This is a genomic window from Roseivirga seohaensis (assembly GCF_001592945.1).
Taxonomy (GTDB): domain Bacteria; phylum Bacteroidota; class Bacteroidia; order Cytophagales; family Cyclobacteriaceae; genus Roseivirga; species Roseivirga seohaensis.
This window is the reverse complement of sequence record NZ_LRPB01000023.1, coordinates 516307-528744: the sequence shown is the minus strand read 5'-3', so window position 1 is coordinate 528744 and position 12438 is coordinate 516307. Positions and strand designations below refer to the sequence as shown.

Annotated in this window: 9 protein-coding genes; 5 read left to right on the top strand and 4 right to left on the bottom strand. The window is 41.2% G+C overall.

Features of this window, described 5'->3' with window-relative positions; genetic code table 11:
* Positions 1-179 precede the first annotated feature (179 nt).
* The 4 genes from AWW67_RS08660 to AWW67_RS08645 are packed head-to-tail and all read left to right on the top strand — an operon-like array spanning position 180 to position 4547.
* Positions 180-881, top strand: a complete 702-nt coding sequence (locus AWW67_RS08660; RefSeq protein ID WP_260311379.1) for a glycosyltransferase family 2 protein — start codon at positions 180-182, stop codon at positions 879-881.
* A complete protein-coding gene (locus tag AWW67_RS08655) occupies positions 882-2369 on the top strand; it encodes a cellulose synthase family protein (RefSeq protein ID WP_062301157.1) in 1488 nt (495 codons plus the stop codon).
* Positions 2362-3669 carry an MptA/MptB family glycosyltransferase gene (locus tag AWW67_RS08650; RefSeq protein WP_062301155.1) on the top strand — a complete coding sequence of 436 codons (1308 nt, stop codon included), beginning with the start codon at positions 2362-2364 and terminating at the stop codon, positions 3667-3669. Before AWW67_RS08655 ends, AWW67_RS08650 begins: the two co-directional genes overlap by 8 nt.
* A 26-nt stretch (positions 3670-3695) precedes the next feature.
* Positions 3696-4547 (top strand): hypothetical protein, encoded by an 852-nt coding sequence (locus AWW67_RS08645; RefSeq protein ID WP_141655416.1) that lies wholly within the window; start codon positions 3696-3698, stop codon positions 4545-4547.
* A gap of 637 nt (positions 4548-5184) precedes the next feature.
* Here the strand turns inward: AWW67_RS08645 and AWW67_RS08635 are convergent.
* The 4 genes from AWW67_RS08635 to AWW67_RS08620 form a co-directional block, all read right to left on the bottom strand.
* Positions 5185-5895 carry a hypothetical protein gene (locus AWW67_RS08635; RefSeq protein ID WP_062301148.1) on the bottom strand — a complete coding sequence of 237 codons (711 nt, stop codon included), beginning with the start codon at positions 5893-5895 and terminating at the stop codon, positions 5185-5187.
* 333 nt (positions 5896-6228) lie between these two features.
* Positions 6229-7350, bottom strand: coding sequence for a hypothetical protein (locus AWW67_RS08630; protein WP_062301146.1), 1122 nt, complete (start codon positions 7348-7350; stop codon positions 6229-6231).
* An 82-nt stretch (positions 7351-7432) separates the two neighbouring features.
* On the bottom strand, positions 7433-9550 hold the full coding sequence (gene scpA / locus AWW67_RS08625) for a methylmalonyl-CoA mutase (RefSeq protein WP_062301144.1): 2118 nt from the start codon (positions 9548-9550) through the stop codon (positions 7433-7435).
* A gap of 9 nt (positions 9551-9559) precedes the next feature.
* Positions 9560-10696 carry a methylmalonyl-CoA mutase family protein gene (locus AWW67_RS08620; RefSeq protein WP_062301142.1) on the bottom strand — a complete coding sequence of 379 codons (1137 nt, stop codon included), beginning with the start codon at positions 10694-10696 and terminating at the stop codon, positions 9560-9562.
* A gap of 267 nt (positions 10697-10963) precedes the next feature.
* Between AWW67_RS08620 and dnaA the strand changes: the two genes are divergently transcribed.
* On the top strand, positions 10964-12379 hold the full coding sequence (gene dnaA / locus AWW67_RS08615; protein ID WP_053223478.1) for a chromosomal replication initiator protein DnaA: 1416 nt from the start codon (positions 10964-10966) through the stop codon (positions 12377-12379).
* The last annotated feature ends 59 nt before the right edge of the window (positions 12380-12438 follow it).

Sequence of the window (12438 nt, the reverse complement as noted above, 5' to 3'; positions counted from 1 at the left end):
GACAAACTCAAACACCAAGCCCCAGAGGGGCGGCCTGACCCTAACCTCATTTCTATCAAAAACATAAAATGAACAATTGTATTGGTCAGATAAAACACATTTGGCCAAACGAATTTCAGAATTAAGGAACTAATGTGTCGAATGAAGCTTTCCTCTTATTAATATTTTTAATTTTGTCCGTGAACGAACAGGTGAGGCCGAACATCAAAGTGGTAATACCCGCATACAACGAAGAGCGATCTATCGCGCATGTAATTGCTGATATTCCAAAAGACTGGGTAAAGGAAATTATTGTGGTGAACAACGGTTCTACCGACAACACTGCCGAAGTTGCTGAAAACGCTGGGGCTACGGTACTTCATCAACCCAAAGCAGGTTATGGAAATGCTTGCTTAATGGGCATTGAATACCTAAAAAACCCAAGCAAAAGCCCCGATATTCTAGTGTTTATGGATGGCGACTATTCTGACTATCCACAACAATTGCCAGAAGTAGCAGGGCCTATTGTAAATGGTAAGGTAGATTTCGTCATTGGCTCTAGGGCTTTGGGAAATCGCGAAGGAGGTTCGATGACCTTTCCACAAGTATTTGGTAATTGGCTGGCCACTTCGATGATGAAATGGTTTTATAAAGTTAATTATACCGACCTTGGCCCTTTCCGTGCTATCGCTTTTCCTCAGTTAGTGGCGCTCGACATGAAGGACAAAACCTACGGTTGGACGGTGGAGATGCAGCTGAAGGCCGCAAAGCAGAAATTACGAATAACAGAAGTGCCTGTAAACTATAAAAAGCGAATTGGGGTTAGCAAGGTGTCCGGAACGGTGAAAGGCACCGTAATGGCCGGCTACAAGATTATCTTTACCATATTTAAATACCTATAAATGTATTGGCTAGAGCTGATCATATTAACATTATATACTGGAGCGCTGTCGTTTATTTTCGTCTATAGCATTTCACAACTGAACCTTGTTTATAAGTACCGCAAAGCGAAAAGAAAGAACTTACTTCCGCAAATCCCCGAAATTCCTGCCGATTATAAACACCCTGTAGTAACTGTTCAATTACCCGTTTACAACGAATTGTATGTAGTGGAAAGGCTGATTGATGCGGTGGCTTCACTCGATTGGCCAAAAGACAAGCTGGAAATTCAAGTGCTGGACGATTCGAATGACGAGACCGTTGATTTAATCGCAGCAAAAGTAGCCGAATGGCAGGCCAAAGGAATCGATATTACCCAAGTAAGAAGGCCTGAGCGAAAAGGCTTTAAAGCGGGGGCGCTGCAATACGGAATGAAGATTGCCAAAGGCGAATTCATCGCCATTTTTGATGCGGATTTTGTTCCAGAAAAGGACTTCTTGAAAAACACGGTTCCTCATTTTGCGCAAGACGAAAAAATTGGAGTGGTCCAAAGTCGTTGGGGGCACATCAATGAGAATTACTCCATGCTGACCAAACTCCAGGCCTTTGGCTTGAACACGCATTTCTTCGTAGAACAAAATGGGCGCTCCAGCGGAGGTCACTTCCTTAATTTTAATGGAACTGCTGGCGTTTGGCGAAAAAGCTGCATCAATGATGCTGGTGGTTGGAAAGCCGATACGCTGACTGAAGATTTGGATTTGAGTTACCGCGCTCAGCTTAAAGGCTGGCAAATTTTTTATGTGTCGAACACCGTGGCTCCTGCGGAACTTCCTGCGGCAATGGGCGCCATTAAATCGCAGCAATACCGCTGGACGAAAGGCGCGGCTGAAACCAGTAAAAAGCTACTTCCTCAAGTACTGAAGTCGAACCTTTCTTTCGGAACGAAATTTCATGCGGCTTTTCATTTATTGAATTCCGCCATTTTCATTTGCATAGTGGTTACGGCCATGCTAAGTATACCTGTTTTGTTCATCCGTAATCTATCTACAGGTTGGGTAACGCTGTTAAACATTTCCAGCATTTTCTTACTGGGCTATATCTTCCTAATCATTTTCTATTGGAATGGTTTTAAAGAAAAGCGCGAAGGTTTCTGGAAAACACTGAAGGAATTTGTGCCACAGATGTTTATGCTGCTTTCCGTATTTCTAGGCTTGAGCATTCACAATGCCGTGGCCGTTTTTGAAGGTTGGATTGGGAAGAAAACCCCTTTCGTTCGCACACCAAAATTCAATATTAAAAGCAAAAAAGAAGGCTGGAAAGGCAACAAATACTTTGTAAAGAAAATCAATCCGCTAACCGTGGTAGAAGGGCTGCTTTCGCTCTATTTTATGGCAGGTTTGGGCTTTGCCTTTTACTTTCAAGACTTTGCTTTACTCCCTTTTCATATTTTGCTTAGCTTAGGCTTTCTGTTGGTATTCTATTATACCGTGCAGCATACGCGAAATGCCTGAAAATAATAACCGACTTTCGTTTGCCTACATTCTATATGCCGTGCTCATTCTTGTGGCAGGCTATTACCTAGATCGTGCGCTGACTATTCCACTGCTATCGTCTTTTGTGTTGATGGCCGTAGCCATGATTTACATTATGCGCTGCACGCAAGAACGAGAAGCAGATTTGCCCTTTTACTGGGCCATGTTGCTCAGGCTGCTTTTGCTCTTTTCCATTCCCAGTTTATCCGATGATGTATACCGCTTTATTTGGGATGGCCGATTGCTGACTCAAATGGTCGATCCGTACAAAGAATTGCCTACAACCTATTTAGTGCAAGGCATCGAAGGCATTAATATTGGTTTATTTGCCAAGCTTAATTCCCCCGAGTATTTCTCGGTGTATCCGCCTTTTAATCAGGTGTTTTTCTTCCTATCGGCTTTGCTAAGTCCGGGTTCCGAATTCTGGTCCATTGTGATTTTACGCGTGATTATTCTGGCCTTCGAGTTTGGCAATATTCGTTTGATCAGAAAGCTATTACGCCATTATGGTTTGCCTGAAAGGTATGGCCTTTTCTATGCGCTTAACCCTATGGTAGTCCTAGAGCTAACCGGCAATCTGCATTTCGAAGCCATTATGATTTTCTTCCTGCTTTTGGCCTTGTGGAATTACGAACAGAAGAAGCTTCATCAGTCAGCCATTTGGTTTGGGCTCTCGGTAGCAACAAAATTTCTACCCCTGATTTTCCTTCCGCTGCTGATCAGAAAAATTGGCTTTAAGAAGACCCTGATCTACGGCCTCATTGTGGCTGGAGTGCTTATTATTTCTTTTCTTCCATTAATCAATACGGCCCATATTTGGGCGATAAAAGACAGTCTAGAACTGTATTTCCAGAAATTTGAATTCAATGGCAGCATCTATTATTTAGCGCGTTGGTATGGTTTTGAAACCGAGGGGCACAACATTATAGCGCAATCGGGAAAATGGATGATGGCGGCTACTTTTATTGGCATTGTGTTGTATTCGCTTTTGCCGTCAAAAAAAGAACTGCCTGTGCGAATGCTCTGGGTTTGGACGATTTATTTGCTCTTTGCTACCACGGTTCATCCTTGGTACGCCATTCCTTTGCTGGCCATTAGTGTATTTACCGAAAAGCGATTTGCCTTTTTATGGACACTGCTCATTTTCTTTACCTACGCCAACTACCTTGGCGGTGAATATTTTGAATGGATTGAAATCGTAATAATCGAATATAGCATGGTGGCTATTTTTGCGATTTACGAATCCACAGGCCGCTCATTGCAAAGGTGGTTTTTTTGACGCCAAGGATTACTAAATTGGCATCAATGTTCAGGCATCTTTCCCTCATTTTCGTTTTTCTTATGTTTGGTTTCTTGGCCAACAGTCAAGAGGGTTTTAGGGTGATTCTATCTTCTGGGAAAAACTACAAAAAGACGGAAAAGGGATATTTTGAACTGAAAAACGGAACGCCTCTGAGCAAAAAAGATCAAATCGAAGTGCTACCAAACGGCTTGGTCATTTTAATGGACAGCGAAGGGCGGTTATTAGAAATTGAACTCGAAGGCCAGTATAATATGGCCACGCTCGACCTTAAAGAACTCTATCCCCCTTCAGAATTAATTTATACCGAATGGGAAAAATTCTATAACCCAAAACGAAATTTAGAAGCTTGGCCACCCAATGAATACGCCAAAGAACCTTCCAATTTTGTAGACCTCCACCTAAATTTCCCTTCTTCTACAGAAGTTTATGGAAGGTATATTCAACTGGACTGGGCTGATATTCAGGATCAATATCAAGTAAGGTTTTGGAACGAATATGATCAGGTTTTCGAAACGCATGATGTCAATTCCACTCATTTCAGCATTGACCTTTTGAGCAATAGCTTGGCATTTAAAGGCCTATTTGGGGTGGAAGTATTCGCCAAGAATAGTAAACGATCTACGGGAGTTTATTTTCTAGATAAGCTTTCTCCTCCGGACAAGGAATTGCTCGATCAAGCATTACATACTTTCCCAGAAGAAGGAACGATGCTCACTGATTTGACCAAAGCCATTATGTTTGAAAATAGAGGCTTATTTGCCGATGCGGCCACGGCCTATCAAAACCTCATTAAGCAATACGGTGACTTGATGATTCCTTTCTATCAGTCTTATTTAGATCGGTTTGGGTATTAAGCTATTTTAGAGCTAAACAGGTGCTTTCGTTAATTTATACAGGTCTGACCTTCGATACCGAACCTCTTTTAAAGTCGGACGGCACGTCAGACTTGTGTGCTGGTAATGAACTACGACTACTTCTGCGAAAAACTAGAGGCTTTTAGTATTATCAAATCAGGTCTGACCTTCGGTGCCGACCTTGGAGTGGCCCTTCTGTAATCGGTCGGTACCGAAGGTCAGACCGTACCCTAAAAGAAGATTGAGATTGCTTAACGTATTCTATAATTCATAGATGAAATTCTCGATAAGCTACCACCACACTTAAAACCTTCAGGTGCAAAAAAATGGGGAAACTTTCGGCTTTGTCATTGCGAGAAATAAACTTCGCGATAGCGGAAGTTTGTGACGAAGCAATCTCTAAGTTAAAAACCGTTACTGTCCTGAACAGACAGACCGAAACATCGGAGCCTTCGGTTGCCTGAAAAGGCATTCCTTCGCTATAGGCTACGGCCAACGTTTAGTATAAGAATTGTAGCCGAATGCGTGGCTCTTTCCTGTCAAGTTACAAGAAAGCTGAAGCGGGCTACAAACCTTGATTTTACTACTATCTCGGCTATTATTTTTATACATTGTTGGCGTGTCGTTGTTTATTTTACTACTTATCAATCCACAGTTTATCATAAAAACCATCTTTAGTCGATTCATATGACCAAAGCTCATTTTCGGTCAAAAAATGGTTTAATGATTTAATCTTTCTAATTGAATCATTACCGTATATTGTCAACAAGTAATCATAGTTTTTTCCTAGTCTTTCGAATCCATTTGATTTTGATTTATTCCATCTATTTACAAAATCTTTTATCTCTTTTGTTTTCAATCTTTTTGTTACTGTTGAGTCAAAATTTGCTATAAAAACAGTGTCATATAATGGTTCAGGATATTTTTTGTCAGTACGAACCAATCGCACAGAATCAAATGGTCTAATCAATATAGAATCAATTGTTTCGATATCTATTAATCGTTTGTCTGGCTTACGAATTAAGAGTGTTTCTTTACATATGTTAAAATCCAGATAATAATCGTTTCTAACTCTTGCTCTTAATCTGCATGAATCGTTGCTAACTTTAAATGCTTTTGAAATGTGGTCTTTATTCTTATAAATATCAAAACTGGAATAATGAGGTCCAAATGGCCCAATACATCTTGAGTGCTGAATTGTATAGTTTTCGATATGCCATACATCTTTAGTCTCACATGTCGGTTTAAAACTGCTAAAAAAGTATCTTAACCCACCAATTACGGAAAGTGACAAAATCAGAATCACTGAAAAAATCCAGATTAAAATCTTTTTAGTTCTCTTTTTCATTTATTACAAATCATTAAGTCAGCTCGTAATATGCAGTCTGCCCAATGCACGCCAACGTTAGCTATCGATCACAAACGTGGCGTATAGCGATATAAATTGTCACAAAGTGAGCGTTAGCACCCCAATATGGTGTGCTATACGCACCTTTTAACAAGCAATAAGTTTAGTGAAATTAACTGATAGAACAGCAATATTTATTGTCTATTTAGCATTTAACATGCTGTGTAACTGAAGTTAGGCGGCTTTCGCTCCAATAATCGTAAGTACGTTTGTAACTCTTGCGCCAGAGCTTTCACCGGTAGGAGTTACAGTACGAACAAAAAGTAGCAGCTACTAAACAGCAAGTTCGTAAGTGATGTGCTTTTTTCCTGGCACAGCGCCTAATGCTTTATGAATAGCAATCATTTTATCATTGAAATCGCCTACCCAAGAGAGTTCCCCTTCTACATACTGGCTTTTCATGGCGCCTTCAAAGCATTTGTAAACCAAAACGGATTCTAGTCCGGTATTTTGGAATTTTGGATGCGTTCCCATGGCCCACACCCTAAGCCTAGTAATGGTTTTCTTCCGCTTCAACATCACAAAACGCAGCTTATTCCAAAGGTTGAGTTTACCATTCAGGTGTTTTAAGATTTGATTTACATCGGGCAACACCAAAACGAAACTGGCAGGTTGCCCATCTACATAAGCAAACCAGATGTAGTTAGGATCGTAAAAAGGTTTTACTTTTTCGAAAGTCTCTTTTACATACTCCTTTTTAATGGGGGTGAAATTTTCGTGATGTGCCCATGCCGAATTATAGATTTCCATGAAATCAGCGGCACATTCATCAAACCGGTTGGCATCTAGGGGTTTTAGCGTAAGGTTTGGTTTTTTCGAAATGGCATACTTAGCAATTTTGACAAAGCGCTCTGGCAAACCATCTTTTATGTTCAAATGGTTGGTCAGTTGTTCCATCTTCTTTTTAAAACCATAGGCTTCAAAAAAATCACGGTAATGAGGCGGGTTATAAGCCATTCCGTTTGATGGATGTGTAAAACCCTCTACCAAAAGCCCCCAATACGAATCGTTTTCGCCAAAATTAATCGGTCCTTGAATCGTGTTTACCTTTCTTTCTAACAGCCATTTTTTGGCGGTATCAAAAATTTTAAAGGCTATGGATTTATCATTAATGGACTCATAAAAGCCAATACCGCCAATGCGTTGAGTACCAAAATTAGCTTTGTTCTCATTAATAAAAGCAGCAATTCTGCCAATCAGGTTTCCCTTATCATCTTTAAAAACCCAACGCGCGGCCTCTCCATTTTGAAAGAACACGTTTTCTTTCGGGTCAAAAATATTATTGATTTCCTGATCCAAAGGGCATACCCATACCGGATCATTTTTGTAGATAACTCTGGCCACGTCCAGAAAATCCTTCTTATCTTTTTTACTCTTAACCTCGATGATTTGCATTGACCTAAGCTTATCCCTGATTGTTACAAAGAAATCTGTTATTTAGTTCTGGTTAAAATCTTTAAGCGTTTTTTTCAACCGCTCACTCTTCCATTAACTTCAGAAGAATTTCCTGAGCCGCTTTTGCAATTACTGTACCCGGACCAAAAATGGCCGCAGCTCCAGCTTCTCTCAGAAAATCGTAATCGGCTGGAGGAATTACACCACCTGCAATAACCATTATGTCTTCACGCCCTAGACGCTTTAATTCGGCAATAAGTTGTGGAATTAAGGTTTTATGTCCTGCGGCCAAACTCGAGGCGCCAATCATGTGCACATCGTTTTCGGCTGCTTGAAGTGCCGTTTCTTCTGGGGTTTGAAAAAGTGGCCCAATGTCTACATCAAAACCTAAATCGGCAAAACTGGTAGCAATTACTTTAGCACCACGGTCGTGGCCATCTTGCCCCATTTTCGCCACCATAATTCGCGGTCTTCGACCATCCATTTCGGCAAACTTATCGGCCAATTCTCGGGCTTTTTTAAAGTCTTCGTTGTCTTTCACTTCATTTGAATATACACCAGAAATTGATCTGATCACAGCTTTGTGTCTTCCGAAAACATTTTCCAATGCTGTAGAAATTTCCCCTAAAGAAGCCCTCAGCCTAGCGGCATCCACTGCCAGTTCGAGCAAATTGCCTTCGCCAGAACGGGCAGCATCTTCTAATGCTTTTAAGCTCGCTTCTACTTTTGCTGTATCTCTATTCGCTTTCAAAACCGCCAGCCTTTCCAATTGCGACTTTCGTACCGAAGCATTGTCAACTTCCAGTAAATCGAAATCTAAAGCTTCATCTACCTGATACTGGTTTACCCCTACAATAATATCTTTTCCTGAATCAATTCGGGCTTGCTTGCGGGCTGCGGCTTCTTCGATTTTCATTTTCGGAAGGCCTTGTTCAATGGCTTTGGCCATTCCGCCAAGCTCCTCCACTTCTTCAATTAGTTCCCAAGCCTTTTTTACCAGTTCTTCGGTAAGGTATTCCACATAATAAGAGCCGCCCCAAGGGTCTACCACTTTAGTAATGTCGGTTTCTTGCTGAAGGTAGATTTGTGTGTTTCTGGCGATTTTTGCCGAGAAGTCCGTAGGCAAGGCAATGGCCTCATCTAAAGCGTTTGTATGCAGCGATTGCGTATGACCAAGCGCAGCGGCCATGGCTTCCACACAAGTTCTAGTAACGTTATTGAAAGGGTCTTGCTCTGTTAAGCTCCAGCCCGAAGTTTGGCTGTGCGTTCTCAGTGCCATCGACTTTTCGTTCTTTGGATTGAACTGCTTTACGATTTTCGCCCAAAGCAAGCGCCCTGCTCGCATTTTAGCAATTTCCATAAAGTGGTTCATGCCAATTCCCCAGAAAAAAGAAAGGCGCGGGGCAAAGGTGTCAATGTCCATTCCTGCGTTAATGCCAGTGCGGATGTATTCTAAACCGTCTGCTAAAGTATAAGCCAGCTCGATATGCGCTGGCGCACCCGCCTCGTGCATGTGATAGCCCGAAATACTGATCGAGTTAAATCGAGGCATATTTTTGGACGTATATTCGAAAATATCGCCAATGATTTTCATAGAAGGCAAGGGTGGATAGATATAGGTATTCCGCACCATAAACTCCTTCAGAATGTCATTCTGAATGGTTCCGCTCAACTCTTCTTTTGCCACACCTTGTTCTTCTGCGGCAGCAATGTAGAATGCCATAATGGGCAAAACCGCTCCGTTCATGGTCATGGAAACCGACATTTTATCGAGCGGAATTTGATCGAAAAGCAGCTTCATGTCTAGGATGGAATCAATGGCTACACCGGCTTTGCCTACATCTCCCACCACGCGTGGATGATCGGAATCATACCCCCTGTGGGTGGCCAAATCGAAAGCCACAGACAATCCTTTTTGGCCTGCCGCTAAATTTCTTCGGTAAAAGGCATTTGATTCTTCTGCCGTGGAAAATCCAGCATATTGACGGATGGTCCAAGGGCGTTGGGTGTACATTGAAGCATAAGGGCCTCGCAAGTAGGGAGGAATTCCCGCCACAAACTTTAAATGCTCGGCATCTTTAATTTCGGAAAAAGAAATAGTTGAAGGCACTTCAATTCCTTCTGCAGTTGTCCAGTTTTCGACAGCTTTAGTTTGAGTACTTTCAGCCGAGATGTTGAGTGGTTTTAATGTCGGTCTCATAATTTCGGATTAAAGGGCTAAAGCGTTAATGTCGTTTTCAGAAAGGTTTTTTAAACCTCCTTTTTCTTCAATTTGTTGAAGAATGCCCCAACTTTTTTCTACCAATTGGGCGGTCAGTGATTCTATATAATAAGAGCCAGCAGAGGGGTCGAGGGTTTTGTCCAAATACGATTCGTCTTTAAGAATGGTAGAAATGTTTCTGGCAATGCGCTCGCCTTGGGCTGTATTTTTAGGGAATAGCTGATGGAAAGGTTGAATAATCACAGCGTCTGTTCCTCCTATAATGGCAGTCATGGCTTCCGTTGTTGCGCGCAGCAAATAATTATATTCATCCTTGGTGGGTTCGTTCCATTGGCCAGAACTAGACGAAATCTGAATGACGTTCAGTGCCAATTCAAAACCATATGAATTTGCAAGCTGAGCAACCAAAATCCTTAATGCGCGGTGCCGAGCGATCTCTAAAAAGTATGATTCACCTACATTGAGGTTAAACTGTAATTGCTTAAACCATGCTTGAACCTCTTCAATTGTGGTCGTATTCGTGTCAATAACATCGATGGTTTTGGCAAGTAGAAGTGCTAAACCTAGGCTTGCATTTTCATTTTTTTCTTCTGAAAGGAAAAATCTGAAATTGGGCAGTTTACTTAAAAAAGGCGATTCATTGGAGCAGATAAAGCCTCTTACTTCATTTTCATTAATCCCTTTTGCTTTTACATAAGCTTCAAAGGCATTCATTAACGACTCAGCTCCATTTTCTATTTCAAAACCAATCTGGCAATAATTGAGCAGCACATCTTTGAGCAGCATGTCGAAATTTGGAACCGCTATCAGTTGAAATAAAATGCCTGTAGCGCCATTGTTTAGGGCTAAAAGGGCCTTTTCATTGGCCTCTTTTTCCGAGTCCACCTTAATTACTTGGTAATTAACCCAATTTCTTATTCCTAGAGCTTCTGCCTGCTGATTTGGGCTTTGTAATTGTGGTAATGAATCTGGTAAATCTTCTTCAGTGTAAAAAGGCTTTCCTTCAACACCCGCGATTTTCCAATTCAGTTCTTCAATAGATTTTCCTTTCAGTTCTTTAATGATTTGGTTCTGCCAAGCTTTAGGCTCTGGTTTTTTAAAGTCATCGAAAAGTCTTTGCTCCATACTCCATCCATTTAATGACACGAAAATAAGGGATTTCAAATCGCCATGCTGATTTAAAGTGAAATTCACATTGATAAACTGGATTTTGAAACCAGTTTAGGCCATTTAACAGGCGCTGAGGCACATAGCTAAGGCAGCTAGTTTTGGCGGTCAAATTATTTTCACCTCTCTTATGAATTCGCCTTTCATGTTCGTCTTATTTTTATCATTTTTGTCGTCCCCCAAAAATCACTTGGGGATTTTTTATCCAATTTGCATAATCAATTGATGGTGAAAGATTGCGTATCGGTTTGGGAAGACTGTCTCCGATTTATTAGGAGCCAAGTGGGCGATCAAAGTTTCAAAACTTGGTTTGAACCTATCGTTCCACTCAAACTGAATGAAGGTATTCTTACCATTCAGGTACCAAGCCAGTTCTTCTACGAATATCTAGAAGAACACTATGTTCAGCTGTTAAGGCAGGTGATTCATACCGAACTGGGGCCACATGGCCGACTTGAATACTCTGTAATTGTTGACAGTGGAAGCGCCCAAAATCAAGCTTACTCTGTAACCTTACCTAATCAAAACCCAAAGAATAAATGGGAGCAAGACAAACCGGCAAAAATTCATAGCCCGTTTGACATGCCTTCGGTAGAAGACGAGTTTCGACACTCTAACCTGAACCCGAATTACGATTTCGAAAATTATATTGAAGGCGACTGTAACCGTTTGGCGAGGTCTGCCGGTATAGCTGTAGCCGAAAAACCAGGGGTTACTTCTTTTAACCCGTTGATGGTTTATGGCGGAGTTGGCTTGGGGAAAACTCACTTAATTCAGTCTATTGGAAATAAAATTAGAAGAGACGATAAAAAGCATTTTGTGCTCTATGTGTCTTCTGAAAAATTTACCACCCAGTTTACTGACGCAATTAAGAACAACAGCATTCAAAGCTTTACCAACTTCTACCTACAAGTAGATACTTTGATTATAGATGATGTGCAGTTTTTCTCGGGCAAAGAAAAAACGCAGGAAATGTTCTTCCACATTTTCAATCATTTGCATCAAAGCGGCAAGCAAATTATTATGTCGAGCGACAGGCCGCCAAGAGACTTGAAAGGTTTGCAAGACCGATTACTTTCAAGGTTCAAGTGGGGACTAACGGCAGATTTACAGATGCCTGATTTTGAAACCAGAATTGCCATTATCTCCCGAAAAATGGAATCGGATGGAATTTATATTCCTGATGATGTGGTGGAATATTTGGCTTATAGTGTAGATACTAATGTGCGTGAATTAGAGGGTGTTCTGATCTCACTTATTGCTCATGCAACGCTAAATAAAACGGAAATCAACCTAGAGCTGGCCAAGCAAACGCTTAAGAACATCGTTCACGACATTGAATCGGAAGTGGGTGTTGATTTTATCCAAAAGTCGGTAGGTGAATACTTCCAGATTAGCGTGGAAGATTTGAAAGATAAAACGCGTAAGAAAGAGATTGTAATTGCCCGACAAGTAGCAATGTACTTGTGCAAAGAATATACAAACCACTCATTAAAATCTATTGGTTACCATTTTGGTGGCCGCGACCACTCTACCGTAATTCATGCGGTGCAATCGGTCAGCGATATGATTGAAATTGACACCAAGTTCTGCCATAGCATGGACGAACTCAAGAAGAAAATGAGAATGAAATCAGTATAAAAAAGGGGCTTTAAGCCTCTTTTTTATTTCTCTAAAACCTTTGTGTGGTTTTTTCAATC

Coding starts and splice junctions, on each gene's coding strand:
- AWW67_RS08655 (WP_062301157.1), top strand. CDS start 882: ATGTATTGGCTAGAGCTGATCATATTAACATTATATACTGGAGCGCTG.
- AWW67_RS08650 (WP_062301155.1), top strand. CDS start 2,362: ATGCCTGAAAATAATAACCGACTTTCGTTTGCCTACATTCTATATGCC.
- AWW67_RS08645 (WP_141655416.1), top strand. CDS start 3,696: ATGTTCAGGCATCTTTCCCTCATTTTCGTTTTTCTTATGTTTGGTTTC.
- AWW67_RS08635 (WP_062301148.1), bottom strand. CDS start 5,895: ATGAAAAAGAGAACTAAAAAGATTTTAATCTGGATTTTTTCAGTGATT.
- AWW67_RS08630 (WP_062301146.1), bottom strand. CDS start 7,350: ATGCAAATCATCGAGGTTAAGAGTAAAAAAGATAAGAAGGATTTTCTG.
- scpA (WP_062301144.1), bottom strand. CDS start 9,550: ATGAGACCGACATTAAAACCACTCAACATCTCGGCTGAAAGTACTCAA.
- AWW67_RS08620 (WP_062301142.1), bottom strand. CDS start 10,696: ATGGAGCAAAGACTTTTCGATGACTTTAAAAAACCAGAGCCTAAAGCT.
- dnaA (WP_053223478.1), top strand. CDS start 10,964: ATGGTGAAAGATTGCGTATCGGTTTGGGAAGACTGTCTCCGATTTATT.